The 15562-nt window shown below is 67.6% G+C and carries 15 protein-coding genes; 12 read left to right on the forward strand and 3 right to left on the reverse strand.

The window, feature by feature from the left end; translation table 11 throughout:
• Positions 1-6: 6 nt before the first annotated feature.
• Complete coding sequence (locus BLQ73_RS13455; protein WP_093170779.1) at positions 7-1200, forward strand: lipid-transfer protein; 1194 nt, start codon at positions 7-9, stop codon at positions 1198-1200.
• A gap of 101 nt (positions 1201-1301) precedes the next feature.
• Here the strand turns inward: BLQ73_RS13455 and BLQ73_RS13460 are convergent, their stop codons facing one another.
• Positions 1302-2933, reverse strand: coding sequence for a thiamine pyrophosphate-binding protein (locus BLQ73_RS13460; RefSeq protein ID WP_176955420.1), 1632 nt, complete (start codon positions 2931-2933; stop codon positions 1302-1304).
• A gap of 138 nt (positions 2934-3071) precedes the next feature.
• Between BLQ73_RS13460 and BLQ73_RS13465 the strand changes: the two genes are divergently transcribed.
• The 7 genes from BLQ73_RS13465 to BLQ73_RS13495 all read left to right on the forward strand — a co-directional run bounded on the left by BLQ73_RS13465 (position 3072) and on the right by BLQ73_RS13495 (position 9504).
• Positions 3072-4256 (forward strand): amidohydrolase family protein, encoded by a 1185-nt coding sequence (locus tag BLQ73_RS13465; RefSeq protein ID WP_218125840.1) that lies wholly within the window; start codon positions 3072-3074, stop codon positions 4254-4256.
• Positions 4257-4362: 106 nt separating this feature from the next.
• Positions 4363-4851, forward strand: coding sequence for a cupin domain-containing protein (locus BLQ73_RS13470; protein WP_093170781.1), 489 nt, complete (start codon positions 4363-4365; stop codon positions 4849-4851).
• A 29-nt stretch (positions 4852-4880) separates the two neighbouring features.
• Complete coding sequence (locus tag BLQ73_RS13475; RefSeq protein ID WP_218125841.1) at positions 4881-5756, forward strand: ABC transporter ATP-binding protein; 876 nt, start codon at positions 4881-4883, stop codon at positions 5754-5756.
• Positions 5757-5860: 104 nt separating this feature from the next.
• Positions 5861-6610 (forward strand): ABC transporter permease, encoded by a 750-nt coding sequence (locus BLQ73_RS13480; protein WP_093170782.1) that lies wholly within the window; start codon positions 5861-5863, stop codon positions 6608-6610.
• Positions 6611-6697: 87 nt separating this feature from the next.
• The gene (locus BLQ73_RS13485; protein WP_176955421.1) at positions 6698-7702 is read left to right on the forward strand and encodes an ABC transporter substrate-binding protein; all 1005 of its coding nucleotides are present in this window, start codon (positions 6698-6700) and stop codon (positions 7700-7702) included.
• 11 nt (positions 7703-7713) lie between these two features.
• A complete protein-coding gene (locus BLQ73_RS13490; RefSeq protein WP_093170784.1) occupies positions 7714-8259 on the forward strand; it encodes a DoxX family protein in 546 nt (181 codons plus the stop codon).
• Between the two features lie 60 nt (positions 8260-8319).
• Positions 8320-9504 carry an acyl-CoA dehydrogenase family protein gene (locus BLQ73_RS13495; RefSeq protein WP_093170785.1) on the forward strand — a complete coding sequence of 395 codons (1185 nt, stop codon included), beginning with the start codon at positions 8320-8322 and terminating at the stop codon, positions 9502-9504.
• A gap of 74 nt (positions 9505-9578) precedes the next feature.
• Here BLQ73_RS13495 and BLQ73_RS31295 read toward each other — a convergent pair whose 3' ends face one another.
• On the reverse strand, positions 9579-9959 hold the full coding sequence (locus BLQ73_RS31295) for a hypothetical protein (RefSeq protein WP_143020249.1): 381 nt from the start codon (positions 9957-9959) through the stop codon (positions 9579-9581).
• Between BLQ73_RS31295 and BLQ73_RS13500 the strand changes: the two genes are divergently transcribed.
• From BLQ73_RS13500 to BLQ73_RS13515, 4 genes are all read left to right on the forward strand, one after another.
• Positions 9945-10925, forward strand: a complete 981-nt coding sequence (locus BLQ73_RS13500) for a cytochrome P450 (protein WP_143020250.1) — start codon at positions 9945-9947, stop codon at positions 10923-10925. The genes BLQ73_RS31295 and BLQ73_RS13500 overlap by 15 nt on opposite strands.
• A 1-nt stretch (position 10926) precedes the next feature.
• Positions 10927-12015, forward strand: coding sequence for a zinc-binding dehydrogenase (locus BLQ73_RS13505; RefSeq protein ID WP_093170787.1), 1089 nt, complete (start codon positions 10927-10929; stop codon positions 12013-12015).
• A complete protein-coding gene (locus BLQ73_RS13510; protein ID WP_093170788.1) occupies positions 11996-13453 on the forward strand; it encodes an aldehyde dehydrogenase in 1458 nt (485 codons plus the stop codon). Before BLQ73_RS13505 ends, BLQ73_RS13510 begins: the two co-directional genes overlap by 20 nt.
• Positions 13454-13567: 114 nt before the next feature.
• The gene (locus BLQ73_RS13515) at positions 13568-14830 is read left to right on the forward strand and encodes an amidohydrolase family protein (protein ID WP_093170789.1); all 1263 of its coding nucleotides are present in this window, start codon (positions 13568-13570) and stop codon (positions 14828-14830) included.
• A 251-nt stretch (positions 14831-15081) separates the two neighbouring features.
• Here the strand turns inward: BLQ73_RS13515 and BLQ73_RS13520 are convergent, their stop codons facing one another.
• On the reverse strand, positions 15082-15513 hold the full coding sequence (locus BLQ73_RS13520) for a VOC family protein (RefSeq protein WP_093170790.1): 432 nt from the start codon (positions 15511-15513) through the stop codon (positions 15082-15084).
• Between the last annotated feature and the right edge of the window lie 49 nt (positions 15514-15562).

Below are 15562 nucleotides of genomic sequence, written 5' to 3' on the forward strand. Positions count from 1 at the left end.
AGGACCGTGACGTATCGATCGTTCGTCGTCGGCGTTGGAATGACCAAGTTCGAGAAGCCGGGGTCACGTCCCGGCTGGGACTACCCCGATATCGGACGGGAAGCGGCCGTGAACGCGCTCGCCGACTCGGGTATCCCGTACCAGGACGTCGACCACGCATTCCTCGCTTATTGCTACGGCGATTCGACATCAGGGCAGCGGGCGCTATACGAAGTGGGGCTGACCGGCATTCCGATGGTGAATGTCAACAACAACTGCTCCACGGGCTCCTCGGCGCTATACCTTGCCAATCAGTACGTGCGGGCGGGGCTCGCCGAATGTGTGCTGGCGCTCGGCTTCGAGAAAATGGAGCGGGGGAGCCTCCGGGAATACTGGAGCGATCGCGCCGCGCCGACCGGCCGGCACATCGAGGCGATGGCCGAGCTGCGCGGTCGCTCGGAGGCTCCGCTCGCGGCGCAGCTCTTCGGCAACGCAGGCCGCGAATACATGGAGCGCTACGGCGTCAGCCGAGAGACCATCGCCAAGATCGCGGAGAAGAACCACCGCCACTCGGTGAACAACCCATACGCGCAGTTTCAAAAGGAGTTCTCGCTTTCCGAGATCCTCGATTCGCCCGCGGTGCATGATCCGCTCACCAAGCTTCAGTGCTGTCCGACCTCGGACGGAGGCGCGGCCGCCGTGGTGGCGAGCGAGTCCTTCGTCGAGCGCCACGGCCTCTGGGGCCAGGCCGTCGAGATCGTCGGACAGGCGCTCACGACCGATACCGAGTCCACATTCGACGGCACTGACGCCGGTCTCGTCGGGTACCACATGAGCAGGAGTGCCGCTCAAGCGGTGTACGAACAGTCGGGCTTGGGTCCTGAGGACGTACAGGTGATCGAGCTCCACGACTGCTTCAGCACGAACGAACTCATCACCTATGAGGCCCTGGGTCTGTGCCGGGTCGGCGGGGCCGGCGACCTGATCAACGAAGGAGCCGTCGACTACGGCGGGACGTGGGTGGTGAACCCGTCCGGCGGCCTCATCTCGAAAGGGCACCCGCTGGGCGCGACCGGCCTGGCGCAGTGCGCCGAGCTCAACTGGCAACTCCGCGGCGAGGCGGGAGCCCGGCAGGTCGATGGTGCGAGCGCCGCGCTGCAGCACAACATCGGCATCGGCGGCGCGGCGGTCGTCACGATGTACCGCACGCCGGCACGATGACCGGCGACCGGCTCCGGGCAATGCCCGGAGCCGGGTGCTGTCAGGGGCTCGTCTCGAACCTGTCGTGTCGAACGTGTCGCCGCGGAGAGCTCGGTGAGGGATCAGTGGGGGATGGGTGTCCGCGGATCGGTCCTTACGTCGATGACGAGAGGACCACGGCGCTTCTCGATCGCCTCCGCGATGAGCGGCAGGTCGTCCGGGCGCGTGATGGTCAGACCCGACGCTCCCATCCCCCGCGCGATGGCGGCGAAGTTGGTGGCGTGCAGCCTGGAGATGTCGTGTGCCCTTCCGAGCAGGTCGGTGATGGACACCTCCGCCCCGTAGGCGCTGTCGTTGTACACCACGAGCACCAGGTCGAGACCGTACCTGACGGCGGTGAGCAGCTCCGGCAGCTCCATGGCGAGTCCGCCGTCGCCCGCGGTGAGCAGGACGGGCCGGTCGGGTCTTCCCATCGCCGCACCGATCGCCGCCCCGAGTCCGAGCCCGATGGAGCCGAAGTCCACCGTCTCGATGAAGGCGGAGGGTTCGGTCACATGCAGCCAGGCGTATCCCGGAAGCATGAACCGGCCGGAGTCAGAGACGTACGTTCGCTCCTGGGGGAACACCCGGTCGAGGAGAAGCGTCAGCTCACGGCTGTCAACGGAACCGCTGTCATAAGGTGCGAACTCCGATCGCGGGTCGAACTCGGCGAGGCGGGTCCGGAGCTCCTCCGTGCACAGCGTGCTCGCGTGCCGGAGGTTGAGCTCCCCAAGCCACTCGATCAAGGTGCCGGCGGCACGCTCGGCGTCGGCCTGGACGGCCACCGTGACCTCCGTGTGCCGGCCGAGGTGGGCGGGATCCAGGTCGATGTGGACGATTCGCTTCCCGGCGACGAACGACCCGTCCGCCGTGGTATCCGAATTGAGGCCGGCGCCGAAGACCACGAGGCAGTCGGCGGCAAGGATCGTCTCGACGGCCGGGCCGTGCGACAGCGTGCCGCAGATCCCAAGATCGAACGGCTCCCCGCGAAACAGATCCTTGGCGCGGAGGGTGGTGGCAACGGGAGCGCCGATCTGGTTGGCGAGGGCGAGAATGGACTTTCGAGCACCGGACAGAGCGGCGCCGCGGCCGGCGACGATGACGGGGCGCCGCGCCGCGGCGATCACCCCGGCGGCTCGGTCGAGCGCCTCGACGTCCGGCGCGACCGCTTGAGGCGGGGGGAGGTTCACCCTCGCCGGCGAGTAGGCGACTGCGCCCTGCTGAACGTCGACCGGCGCGTTGAGTACGATCGGGCGCCGTTCCGCCCGTGCCCGGCCGACCGCCCGCGCGACGTCGTCCACGGCCGTGGCCGGTGAGGTGATCGGCTGGAAGCCTGCTCCGGTCGGCGCGACCAGGGCCGCTTGGTCGATCCGCTGGCGACCGTGGGGAAGTGCGGCGTCTGTGTCGCCGGCGAGCAGCACGACCGGCAGGCCGCTCCGGGCGGCCTGGGTGAGCGCGGTGGTGGTGTTGGTCAGGCCTGGGCCGTGTGTCACGGTCGCGAAGCCCACCTCGCCCGTCACCGAGGCATAGCCGCTCGCCATGAGAACAGCACCGTCTTCACGGGCCGCTTTCACATAGCGAATTCTGTGGTCTTCGACGAGGTCGGCGATCATGTGGATGTTGCCTTCGCCCACGACCCCGAAAAGGGTTGTCATGCCCTGCTCGGTGAGAGCCTTGGCGATCGCTGCGTGAACTGAGATTTCAGAACTGGACATCGTGCGCATTGAATCACGCTTGCGCGCCTATTCGGAGTTTCGCGGGTGGTTGAAAAAGTAACAGCATGAGAGGTCCCTTGTGCCCGTCTGCGGAGTGGTGGACCATCGCCTAACGAACATGCAGAGTAGGAGGAATCCGTGACCGTAACCTTGGATGTCGACAGCCATGAGATGGCGCCGCTGGAGCTCTGGGGTGAGGTGTTCGGCGAGGAGATCGCCCGGCGCGTGAACGAGGTCGGCTTCGCAATCCATAAGCGAGCCCGGGCGAACCCGCTGTCGGTCCCCGGTCTGGTCGCCGACACCACGCCCATCACCCAGGAGACGGTATGGCAGCTGAAAGGGGCGAGCGCCCCATCCGCCATCGATCTCCGCAGGCGTCCGGAAGTCCTTGACGAAATGGGCATCGCCCGTCAATTGGTTTTCCCGACATTCGGGCTATTCGCCCTCATTCTTGTAAATGACCCGAACGCGCATGCCTGGCTTGGATTCGACCCGGGCCGGGTCGACGGTCAGCAGCTCGGTCGCATGGCGGTCGCCGCGCACAACGACTGGGCGGCCGACATCACGAGATCGACCTCGGATCGGGTCCGTCCGGTCGGAATCGTGCTCACCGACACCTCGGTGGAGTCGATGGTGGAGCAGGCCCGCACCGCCGTCGAACGCGGTATCCGGGCCCTGATGATCCCGGCGAACGTCCCCCCGGCCGGAACGTCGCCGGCGAACCCGGAACTCGATCCGTTCTGGGAGTTCGTGGCAGAGGCCGATGTTCCCGTCACGATCCACCTCGGGACTGATTTCGGCTTCCTCGCCTCGTCGGCGTGGTCCACGGGAGTGGAGGTGTTCCACCCCTCGGACAAGTCCACCATCGAGCTGCCCATCGAGCCCTATCGGGCGACGACCATCCATTTCTGCGCCGAGAACCTGATCTCCACGATGGTGCTCGGCGGAGTCTTCGAGCGTCATCCGGGGCTTCGGTTCGGTGCCATCGAGCTCGCCGCGGGCTGGATCGGCCCGCTGGCCGAACGGCTCGACTGGTGGGCGGAGACCCAGTTCCGCTCAAGGCTGGCCGGCACGCTGAGCATGCGGCCCTCCGAATACATCGCGCGCAACGTCCGCGTGACGCCCTTCTACTTCGAGCCGGTCGCGCGCTACTACGAGCGCCACCCCGACCTGTGGCCGGTGTACTGCTACGCCACCGACTACCCGCATGTGGAAGGGGGCAAGGACTCGCGAGCCGTCCTGTCGGCCGCGCTCGCGTCAGTGCCGGACGCCGCCCGCGAGCAGTTCTTCGCCGGCAACGGAGAGCTGCTGCTGCCTGCGTGATCCACGAGGGATGGGCGGGCCGCGGGCCGTACCACCTGTCGGCACGGGCCGCCTTCCCCGGGGACAGTGTGCCCCTGTTCCGACGGCAAGTGAGATCGAGGTTCCAATGCCGCAGTATTTCCGTATCGACGACCCTGGCTACTTCGACGCCATAACTCCACCCGAGAAGAGATGGGCCGGGGCGACGACCCGCGAGGTCATGCCCGGGTGGGATCTCGGAAGCGTGTTCATGGGCGACGACCTGAGCGACCCGGCAGTCCCGGTCGCGTCGATGCTGAAGATCGCCCCCGGGGACACACTGCCCCGGCACGCCCACGACTGCTTCCGGGTCGAGGTCGTCGTGCGGGGCTCTATCACGGTGCCCGACGGGCAAACGCTGGTCCCCGGCGACATGATGCTGTCACGGCCGGGCGAGTTCTACGGGCCGCACGTCGCCGGGCCCGAAGGATGCCTGTCGGTCGAGATCTTCTCGGCGGCCCGCGGCGTCTACCCGATCAGCGACCCGGACGCGGCGCCGGATGAGCGTTCGGCCGCCGTCACGCGGCAGGTCAACGAGGCGATCGTACGGCGGCAGGCCGACCAGGCCGGGCAATGACCCCGCTCGGCCACCCCCAGGAGGTTGCTGTGCGCAGACCTGCCGACCCTGGCGGCAACAAAGGACCCGGCACCGGGGGCGGGGCCGACATCCGGTTCACCGGAGTCGGCCAGTCCTTCGTGATGTCGGACGGGGTGGTCGACGCGGTGGTCGGTGTCGATCTCGCGATCGCGGCCGGCGAGTTCGTCGCACTCGTCGGTCCTTCCGGTTGCGGCAAGACGACGCTGCTCAACATGGTCGCCGGCCTTACCCGGCCGACGGAGGGAACCGTGACGCTCGGCGGCCACCCGGTCGCCGGTCCGTCGCGCGACGTCGCGTACATGCCGGCGAGGGACGCGCTCTTTCCATGGCGCACGGCCGTCGAGAACGTCGAGCTGGGGCTGGAGGTGCGGGGCGTCCGCAAGAGCGAGCGGCGTGCCCTGGCCTTGGAATGGTTGGGCCGGGTCCACCTCACGGGATTTGAGAACGCACAGGTCACGCAGCTCTCACAGGGCATGCGCCAGCGGGTGGCGATCGCCCGCACCCTGGCACTCTCACCACGGTGCGTGCTCATGGACGAGCCGTTCGCCGCTTTGGACGCGCAGACCAGGTTGCTCGTTCAGCAGGAGTTCCTCTCTCTGTGGGAACGTTCCAGGGCGACGGTCCTGTTCGTCACACATGACCTCAGCGAGGCGATCTCCCTCAGCGATCGGGTCGTGCTGCTGGGCTCCCGACCGGGCCGCCTGCTCCGGGACATCCGCATCGGTCTTCCGCGCCCGCGCGACGTCGACCGGCTCGGGGTGAACCCGGCCTGGCACCGGCTGTACGACGAGTTGCAGGACGCGCTGCGCGCTGAAGTTCCCGACCCTCGGACGACAGACGCGGGCACGGAGCTCGCGGAGCGTATCGCGGCAGAGCCGCAGTGAGCGCCCCACCCGCGGATCGGCATTCAGCCGATCACGACCGCGCCGCCGTCCACGAGCGACTGCGGACAAACCACCGTCGAGCCCGCACCGCCAGGACGGCGGCCATGTGGAGCATGCGTCTGGGGGGCATCGCGGCGTTCTTACTCGTCTGGTATCTCGCGGGGGCTCTGGAATGGATGAACCCCGTGTTCATCAGCCATCCAGCGAGCGTGGCCGAGAGCCTCGTCGCCCTGGTCGTGGACGGCGGCATCTGGGGCGACGGGTGGGCGACGCTGTCCGCCGCGCTGACGGGCCTGGTGATCGGCGCTACCACCGGGGTGGCGAGCGGGCTGCTGCTGGGTGAGTTCGCCCTGTTCAGGCGTGCTGTGCAGCCGATCGTCACGCTCGCCAACGCGCTGCCGCGCCCCGCTCTCGCGCCGATCTTCCTCGTCTGGTTCGGTCTGGGAGCCGGTGCGAAGGTCGCGGTGTCGGTGAGTGTCGTCTACTTCCTGCTCCTGATCAACACGCTGGCCGGGGTGGACGGCATGGACGCCGACCGCGCCACGCTCGCCCGCACGCTCGGCATGTCGCGGCTGCAGCGGTTCCGTCTGCTGCAGCTGCCGTCGGCGGGGCCCGCCATCCTCGCCGGGCTTCGCCTGGGGTCGGTCTACGCCGTGCTCGGCGTCGTGGTCGCCGAGATGGTGGCGTCCACGGAGGGGCTGGGCCTTCGACTGGTGCAGGCCACGAACCAGTTCGACATCGCCGGCTCGTTCGCCATCCTTTTTCTTCTCGCGTTGCTGGCGTTCGTGCTGGATTGGGCGGTCGGGCACCTCCAGAAGCGCCTCTCGTGGGGGACCTCCTCGGCGACCTCGTGAGCCGCTGTTTCGCCGACATCCCCCGTCACGTCCGATGAATGGAGTGCACCACCTATGCGCAGTCGACTCTCCCGCTCCCTGGTAGCCGTGACGGCGGCCGCGGTGATGGCCGCTGTGCCCGCCTGCGGCGGAGCCACCGATGCGCCCACCGGTGGATCGGACACGATCCCCCTGACCTTGCAGACGTTCCCCGGCGCCCTGCTGTACATCAGTGATGTCATCGCGCAGCAGGAGGGAATCTTCAAGCGCAACGGCCTCGACGTCACTTTCGTCAACCCGGGCGACGGAGCGACGGCCATGCGGCTGCTCGCCAATGGCGACGCCCAGGGCCTGCTGGCGGATGTGGCCTCCGGGATCTCGGCCGCCTCGAAGGGCCAGCCGATCGGGGTGACCGGAAGCGTCATCAACAAGAGCCTGTTCCAGGTATCCGCGAGGGGCGATCTGCTCGGCGTCAAGGGCGACTGGAAGGCCAAGGTGCAGGCGCTGCGCGGCAAGAAGGTCGGTGTGCCCGGGATCGGGAGCAGCGGGGACATCGTGATGCGCGGACTGCTGCGCGAGGCGGGTCTCACCCCGGACAAGGACGTCACCTTGATCTCGATCACCACCGGTCAGGCCGCCATCGCGCAGTTCCAGCAGAAGGCGCTGGACGCTTTCATCAATGTCGCCCCCACCGCCCACCTGATCGAGAAGGCCGGAGTCGGCGGACTCTATGTGGATATCGCGAACGAGGCGCCGCCGAAATTCTCGGATTCGGTCATCGGCATGATGACGAACCGGTCGTTCGCCAAACAGAATCCCGAAGCCCTCCGTCGGTGGATGGCGTCGGAGCAGCAGGCCATTGAGTTCATCGGTAAGCCCGCCAACCGGGACAAAATTATTGGATACATCGCCAAGAACGTCACGTCGAACGATGTCCCCTTGGCCGAGAAGCTGGTGGATTATCTGAACAACACCGCCTACTCGGCGACCAAGCCGGGGCTGGAAGTTCCGACGCAGGCTCTGAACAACCAGATCGAGTTGCTCACCGCCGGCGGTATTGCGGCCGACTCGCTGAACGCCTCCGACTTCGTCGTCACCCCGAATCGGAAATGAAAGGGACCGGGATGGATGAAATCGACTCCGCGCTGCTTGTACTGCGTCTGGTCATCGGCGGGGTCGTGGTAGTACACGGGCTCAATCACGCGTTCGGCGGAGGCCGACTGCCCGGTGCGGCCCGCTGGTTCGAGAGCCTCGGCCTGAGGTACGGGATGGCGCAGGCGGCGGCGAGCGTGATCGTGGAGCTCGCGGCCGGCGCCGGCCTCGCCCTCGGGCTGCTCACCCCCTTCGCAGCAGCCGGCGTCATCGGCGTCATGGTGGTCGCGGGCTTCGCCGCGCATCGCCGCCACGGCTTCTTCGTGTTCAAAGACGGTTACGAGTACGTGCTGGTGCTTGGACTCGGCGCCCTGGTCATCGCCATCGCGGGCCCGGGAACCGCGTCGCTCGACGCCGTGCTGGGCATAGCGGTCGCCGGGGCATGGCCGGCGCTGATCGCCGGGGGACTGGGGGTCGCCGGCGCCGCCGTACTGCTCGGGGCCACGTACCGGCCGCGGTCGGTCGGGCAGGCCGCCGCGGCCAACGGAAGTCCCACCGGGGGAGACGGCGACCAATGATCTGTCGATAAGCAACCGCTCAACACCTATGGCAAACACCGGATAAGCACGTGGAGCGCTATGACGAAGGACATCCTCACTCAGCTCGACCCTGATCAGCGCGCCCTGCGCGAGATGGTCGAGAAGCTGGCCGCCGAACGATTCGCCCCGCACGCGCGGGAATGGGACCGCAGCCGTACACCGCTACCGACATCGGAGCGGAAGAAGCTCGCCGAACTCGGTCTGCTGGGCATCACCATGCCGAAGCAGTACGGGGGTGAGGAACGGCCGCTGCTGGACGCGCTCATCGTGCTGGAAGAGCTGGCCAAGGCGTCGCCCGTCGCAGCCTGGCCGGTGTTCGAGGCGTGCACCGGCCCGGCCCGGGTGATCGAGCTGTTCGGCACCGAGGAGCAGAAAGACCGCCTGCTACCGCCGATCGTGGCGGGGGAGAAGACACTCGCGGTGTCGATCTCGGAGCCCGACGCCGGCACAGCCGCGACCGACATGTCCACACGAGGGCGTGTCGACGGGAACGAGATCGTGATCAACGGCGTCAAGCGGTGGTGTTCCGGCGCGGGACACTCTGAGCAGTACCTGGTCTATCTGCGGCTGGACGACCGGCCGGGCGCGAAGGGAATCGGTGCCGTCGTCGTCGACGGCGACACCCCTGGCCTGACCTTCGGCCCGCAGGAGCAGCTCATGGGCTTTCGAGGGGTCTGCTCGGCCGACATCTTCCTCACCGACGTACGAGTGCCGCTCGACAACCTGATCGTCCCGGCCGGCGGGTTCTCGAAGCTGTTCACCGCGTTCTCGATCGAGCGGTTGGGCAACGCGACGATGTCGCTCGCCGTCGGCCAGTCCGCATTGGACCGTGCGGCCCGGCACGTTGGTGAGCGCGAGCAGTTCGGCCGTCGGATCGCGGACTTCCAGCTCGTCCAGGGGGCGATCGCCGACATGGTGATGCGGGTCGAGGGGGCCCGGCTGCTGATCTACGCTGCGGCGGAGCAAGCGGGCCGCGGAGCTCCCGGCCCGCTGGCCGCATCCATCGCGAAGTGCACCGCGAACGAGATGGCCAAGGTGGTCTCCGATCTTTCGATCCAGGTGCACGGGGGCTACGGCTACTCAGAGGAATACGAGGTGGAACGGCTGCATCGTGACGCGCACGGCTGGGCGCTCGCCGGGGGCACGCCCAATATCCAGCGTGTGCGAATCGCGTCGGAGTATCTCGGGCTGCGGTTCGACCAACGCGCCGGTGGAGGGGCGTGAGCGCCGAAGACAAAGCGCGCGGCGAGGGCGGGCGGCGACTATTGAAACATCTCATGAGATTTATCTACTGCTGTTCACTGTAACGATCCTCCCGGTGCGGAAGCGGGCACTGATGCCACCACCCATGGCGCCTTGACGCTTTTACCGCTCATAGGGAGGCTGTGCGCAATCGACTGACACAGGTCAGGGGTACCACATTGAAAGACAAGGCCGACACGGAAATTCGCGGCGGTACGGAAGCCGATCGCCTCGCCGTCGACTTCGACCACCACGACGCAGCACTCAATAATGAGGTTTTGAACGGGGTTTACAGCCGCCTTCTCGCGGGCTGCCCGGTCGCGAAGACCTCGGCGCACAACGGTTTCGCGCTCGTCACGCGGCATGCCGATGTCGTCGAAGTCGAAAAGGACGGCAAGAGGTTCTCCTCTGCCGAGGGTGTTATGCACCCGGCTCATGCCGGTCGGGCTCCCAGTATTCCCATCGAGTTCGACGGCGCCGTTCACACCGCGTACCGCAAGCTGTTCCTGGAAGTGCTCAGCGCACCTCGGGTCCGCGGCATCGAGCCGTATCTGCGTGACCTGACCGAGCGCGTCCTCGACGCATTCGCGGAGGGCGCCGACATCGACTTCGTCGAGCGTGTCGCCGTGCAGATCCCGGTCCGCGCCGTGGGCCACCTGCTGGGGCTCGGGGAGTCCGCGAACGAGCAGCTGCAGGCATTCGCGAGGGTGGTTCTTGAACACGCCGGGACACCGGCGATGATCGAGGCGATGAAGGAGCTCGATGCTCTCGCGAAGACGCACCTCGACGAGCGCCGGGCCCAGCCTCGCGACGACTACCTCAGCACCCTGGTCCAGCTGGACTTCGACGGCCGGCCGCTCGCCGAGGACGAACTGCTCAACATCATTCGGAGCTTCGTCTTCGCGGGATTCGAGACGACGGCACGGAGCATCGCGAGCCTCGTCCACCACCTGGTGACACATCCCGAGCTCCAGACCCGGATGCGGTCGGACTCCGCCTCGATCGAGGGGTTCGTGGAGGAGGGGCTGCGCCTGTTCCCGCCGGTGCACACCATGTTCCGGACCGTGACGACGCCGACGACGCTCCACGACACCCCGTTGGAGGAAGGGGAGCGGTTGGTGCTGCTGTACGGCGCCGCCAACCGCGACCCCGAGCAGTTCGCGGATGCCGAGACCTTCAACCCGGACCGGGCGAACGCCCGGCAGCACCTCGCGTTCGGCATCGGCGCCCACTACTGCGTCGGAGCCACTCTGGCGCGCGCTGAGATCCGGATCCTCCTTGAGGCCCTGGCCGCGCGCCCGCCCCTGGAGCTGGTGGGAGCCCCACGGCACCTGCCCCGCCTGATGATGGGCCAGATGATGGGTGTCGATTACCTGCCCCTTCGATTTAACGGAGACCACTGACATGCGTTCCGCCGTGCTCGTGGGGTTCGGGCAGGACCTCGCGGTCGAATCGCTTGAGCCGCTGCCCCCCGGTCCGCGTGACGTCGTCGTCTCCGTGGGGGCGAGCGGCATCTGCCACACCGATCTCTCGGTTCGCAACGGCCTGTTCGCCGGCATGGTCTCGGGGCCGATGATCGGCGGCCACGAGGGCGCTGGAACGGTCCTTGAGGTCGGGAGCCAGGTGACCCGGGTAGCCGTCGGCGACCGGGTGATCGCGTCCTTCCGCCCGGCATGTGGCACTTGTTCGTACTGCGTGAGTGATCGCTCTCATCTGTGCGACGCGCTCGGCGCATTCCTGCAGGCGCCACGTGCGACCCGGCAGGACGGTTCGAGTGCCATCGCCATGAGCGGGATCGGCACGTTCAGCGACATCTTGACGTGCGATGAGGCATCGGTGGTCCGCGTCGACTCGGATCTTCCCGATGCCCACCTGGCCCTGCTCGGCTGCGGTATGACCACAGGCGTCGGCGCCGCACTGTTCACCGCGCGTGTGCAACCCGGTTCGACCGTCGCCGTGGTCGGATGTGGGGGCGTCGGCCAATCGGTCATCCAGGGTGCCGCCGTCGCGGGTGCCGCTCGGATCATCGCGGTCGATCCGGTCGAGTCCAAGCGACAGATCGCCCGCAGGCACGGGGCCACGGATGTCGTCGATCCGACCACCGCGCCCGCGGAAGAGCAGGTGAAGGAGCTGCTCCGCGGCAAGGGTGTCGACTACGCGTTCGACGTCGTCGGCACACCGGAGATCGTCTCCTCCACATTCCGCATGATCAACAAGGGCGGGATGCTGGTGCTCGTCGGTTACGGACCGATGGACGGCGAGTTCCGTGTTCCCGCGTTCGACCTGCAGGCGAACGAGAAGATCGTGAAGGGCTGTGTAGCCGGTTCGGCTCAGATCCGGCGCCATTTCCAGCTCTTCATCGACATGATCGAGAGCGGCCGCCTCGACACCGGGGGGCTCGTTTCTCAGCAGGTCCGTCTGGACGAGATCAACGTCGCCATGAAGGCGATGCTTTCTGGTGAGGTCATCCGAAGTGTCATCACGACGTTCTGAATCCGGAGATCGCCGGCGCGAGGCGGTCTACATCGACGGCGAGTGGGTCAAGTCCACAGGGCCTCTGCGCGATGTCGTGTCCCCGGCGTCCTTGCAGCCCATCGGGTGCGCCCCGGACGGCACCGCCGCCGACATGGATCGTGCCGTGGCGGCGGCCCGCCGTACCTTCGACGAGGGGGCCTGGTCCGGTCTTCCGGTCGCCGAGCGGATCCGCTACCTGGAGCGGGCGAGCGAGCTCTATGCGGCGCGCGCCGCAGAGCTCGCCGACCTCATCACCGCGGAGATGGGGAGTCCGATCACCTTCTCCCAGAAGGCCCAGGGCCCCATCGCGCAGCACGTCCTCACGTATTTCATCCAGCTCGGGAAGCAATTCGAGGTCGAACAGGCACGCAAGGGGCTCAGCCTGCCCGCTCTGGTGGTCCACGACCCGTCGGGCGTCGTCGCCGCCATCGCGCCGTGGAACTACCCGCAGGCCCTCCTGCTGATGAAGATCGCTCCGGCACTTGTCGCCGGCTGCACCGTCGTGGCGAAGCCATCGCCCGAGACGGCGATCGACGGACTGGTCCTGGCGGAGATCTTCGACGAAGCCGGCCTTCCGCCCGGGGTGCTCAACGTGGTTCCCGCCGACCGCGAGGCGGGCGAGCACCTCGTCAGCCACCCCGGCGTCGACCGGGTGGCGTTCACCGGCTCGACCCAGGCGGGCCGCCGGATCGCGGAGATCTGCGGCCGAGACCTGCGACGCTGCACACTGGAGCTGGGCGGCAAATCGGCTGCGCTCATTCTGGACGACGCGGATGTCGAGCTCACCATGGAAGGCCTCCGCGACTACGCCTTCCGGAACAGCGGACAGACCTGCACCAACCAGACACGGATTCTTGTGCCGCGGTCGCGGCGGCAAGAGTTCACCGACGCCCTGTGCGACATGGTGTCGTCGATGAAGGTGGGCGACCCGACCGACTCGACGACCGAGATCGGCCCGATGGTGTCCGAGCGCCAGAGGGAAAGAGTGGAAGGCTATATCGGCATCGGGCGAAGCGAGGGAGCGAGGATCGCCGTCGGCGGTGGACGCCCGGCCGGCCTGGACACGGGATGGTACGTCGAGCCGACCGTCTTCGTCGACGTCGACAACTCGATGCGCATCGCCCGGGAGGAGATCTTCGGTCCGGTCGTCGGGGTCATCCCCTACGACGATGACGCCGCCGCCATCGCCATCGCCAACGACTCCGACTACGGACTCGCCGCGGGCGTGTGGAGCAGCGACTCCGAGCGGGCGGTCGGCGTGGCGAAGCAGCTGAAGGCCGGCCTGCTGCTCGTCAACGGACAGGGCGGCAGCTTCGACGCGCCCTTCGGCGGTTTCCGGCAGAGCGGCATCGGACGTGAATGCGGGATCGAAGGGCTCCTCGCCTACACCGAGACGAAGCAACTGCCGCTCCTGTGAGCGATCCGAACACCCGGGCATCCGCTGGTTCCCACGTGCCGATCCGGCGATCGGCGCACCCCCACGAGGTTCACCCAGAGGCTGCATCGCGGCATAAGGTACGGAGGTCAAACGATGCCAAGCGATATTGATTCCCTCTCAGAATCCGATGTCTTCAGAATCGGGGCCGATCACGAGCTGACGTTCCTACCCGAGCCGGAGCCGCGCGAGGTCTGGTGCCCGGTGATCTCGGTCGACGACCACGCGTTCGAGCCCCCGACCCTGTTCGACCGGGTGCCGGCCAAGCTGCGCGACAACGCGCCGAAGCTGGTCGAGATCGACGGCCGGCCGGCATGGCTGATCGGCGACAAGCGCTTCTTCTTCACCGGCATGGACGGCGCCGCGAACCGGCCCATCAGCGAGTGGCGGTCGACGAGGATGCGCAGGGAGGACTACCGGCGATCGGTGTACGACACCGATGCCAGGGTCAAGGACATGGACCTGGTCGGGGTGTGGGCCTCGCTCTGCTTCCCCTCGATCACCTGGGGGTTCGCCGGCACGTCGCTGTCGCGCATTCCCGACCAGGAGACGGCGTACGCCTGCGTGCAGGCCTACAACGACTGGGTGGTGGAGGAATGGGCCGGCTCGCATCCCGATCGGCTCATCCCCTGCCAGCTCACCTACCTCGCGGACCCTGAACTGGCCGCAAAGGAGATCTACCGCAACGCCAAGCGGAGCGTGCACGCGGTGAGCTTCACGGAGAACCCCGCAGCCCTGGGGTATCCGAGTGTCCACTCCGACCATTGGGAACCGTTCTGGCGCGCCTGCGCGGAGACCGAAACGTCGATCAACCTCCACATCGGTTCGTCGGGCCGGATCAGCTGCCCGTCGCCCGACTCGCCCGTGCCGGCGCAGGTGGCGCTGTTCCCGCTCAACGGGATCGAGACGGTCGTCGACTGGATCTTCTCCGGCATAGCGCAGCGGTACCCCGACATCCGCATCGTGCTGTCGGAGGCCGGGATCTCATGGGTGCCGATGGTGGTCGAGCGCCTCCACAGGGCGTACCGCCAGCGGGAGGCGGAGCCGGACTTCTGGGCCGGTGTGAAGACGCACCCCGTCGACGTCCTGCACCGGAACTTCTGGTTCACCTCGATCGAGGATCCGTCGGCGTTCCGCCGACTGGACATCATCAGCGAGGACCGCATGATGCTGGAGGTCGACTTCCCGCACACGGACAGCTCGTGGCCCGACAGCCAGGCGCTCTTCCGCTCGGAACTGGAGGCCCTCCCGACCGAGACCATCAAGAAGATCTGCTACGGGAACGCCGCGGCCCTCTACCACCATCCGGAGCCCCCGGCCTCGATGCGGGCTGCGTCGACGCTGCTGGGAGCCGCCTGAGACCGAGGGGATGCCGGGTCCGCAGCCGGCATCCCCTCACCTTTGATCCTCACCTGCGGGTGGTACTCGCCCTCTCGACAGGCGATGGCCCCGGCGCGATGACACACAGCGCCGGGGCCATTGGCGACTCGCGAGCGAGGACACCTCCGCATGCCTCCGGCCTGGCTGCGAGAGGCGAAACGCGCTGCTCGCGGCCAGGCCGGGATCGGTGCCCCTACCGCTTCTGGGGCTCGTCGGGGTACGGCACCGCGTCAGGTGGCGAAGACCTGGGAGTCGTCGGTGAACGCCTTGAACTCCAGGGCGTTGCCCGCCGGGTCGAGCAGGAACATCGTCCACTGCTCGCCAGGCTTCCCGGGGAAGCGCACGTAGGGCTCGATGACGAATGCCGTACCCGCCGCACGCAGCCTGTCGGCCAGTGCCTGGAACTGCGGGACCGTGAGGATGAGGCCGAAGTGCGGCACCGGCACGTCATGGCCGTCGACCGGGTTGTGAATCCGCTGCGAGGAGGCCGGTGACAGGTGCGTGACGAACTGGTGGCCATGCAGGTTCCAGTCCACCCAGGTGTCCGCACTGCGGCCTTGTTCCAGGCCGAGCACCTCCCCGTAGAAGTGGCGCGCTGCGGGGATGTCGTCGACCGGCATGGCCAGGTGGAACCGGGGCATGGGGGAGTCGGGCGTGGTCATGGTCGTTCGGTCGCCCTTCTGGAGACCGCCCGGCGCGCGGCCGGGCGGT

Origin of the sequence: Sinosporangium album, from assembly GCF_900100605.1 — a bacterium.
In the GTDB taxonomy this organism is placed as follows: domain Bacteria; phylum Actinomycetota; class Actinomycetes; order Streptosporangiales; family Streptosporangiaceae; genus Sinosporangium; species Sinosporangium album.

Excerpts from the sequence above, each read along its gene's own strand:
- BLQ73_RS13460 (WP_176955420.1), bottom strand. The coding sequence starts at position 2,933 with ATGTCCAGTTCTGAAATCTCAGTTCACGCAGCGATCGCCAAGGCTCTC.
- BLQ73_RS31295 (WP_143020249.1), bottom strand. The coding sequence starts at position 9,959 with ATGAGCCGGGTGCATAACACCCTCGGCAGAGGAGAACCTCTTGCCGTC.
- BLQ73_RS13470 (WP_093170781.1), top strand. The coding sequence starts at position 4,363 with ATGCCGCAGTATTTCCGTATCGACGACCCTGGCTACTTCGACGCCATA.
- BLQ73_RS13505 (WP_093170787.1), top strand. The coding sequence starts at position 10,927 with ATGCGTTCCGCCGTGCTCGTGGGGTTCGGGCAGGACCTCGCGGTCGAA.
- BLQ73_RS13520 (WP_093170790.1), bottom strand. The coding sequence starts at position 15,513 with ATGACCACGCCCGACTCCCCCATGCCCCGGTTCCACCTGGCCATGCCG.
- BLQ73_RS13490 (WP_093170784.1), top strand. The coding sequence starts at position 7,714 with ATGGATGAAATCGACTCCGCGCTGCTTGTACTGCGTCTGGTCATCGGC.
- BLQ73_RS13515 (WP_093170789.1), top strand. The coding sequence starts at position 13,568 with ATGCCAAGCGATATTGATTCCCTCTCAGAATCCGATGTCTTCAGAATC.
- BLQ73_RS13480 (WP_093170782.1), top strand. The coding sequence starts at position 5,861 with ATGTGGAGCATGCGTCTGGGGGGCATCGCGGCGTTCTTACTCGTCTGG.
- BLQ73_RS13500 (WP_143020250.1), top strand. The coding sequence starts at position 9,945 with ATGCACCCGGCTCATGCCGGTCGGGCTCCCAGTATTCCCATCGAGTTC.
- BLQ73_RS13495 (WP_093170785.1), top strand. The coding sequence starts at position 8,320 with ATGACGAAGGACATCCTCACTCAGCTCGACCCTGATCAGCGCGCCCTG.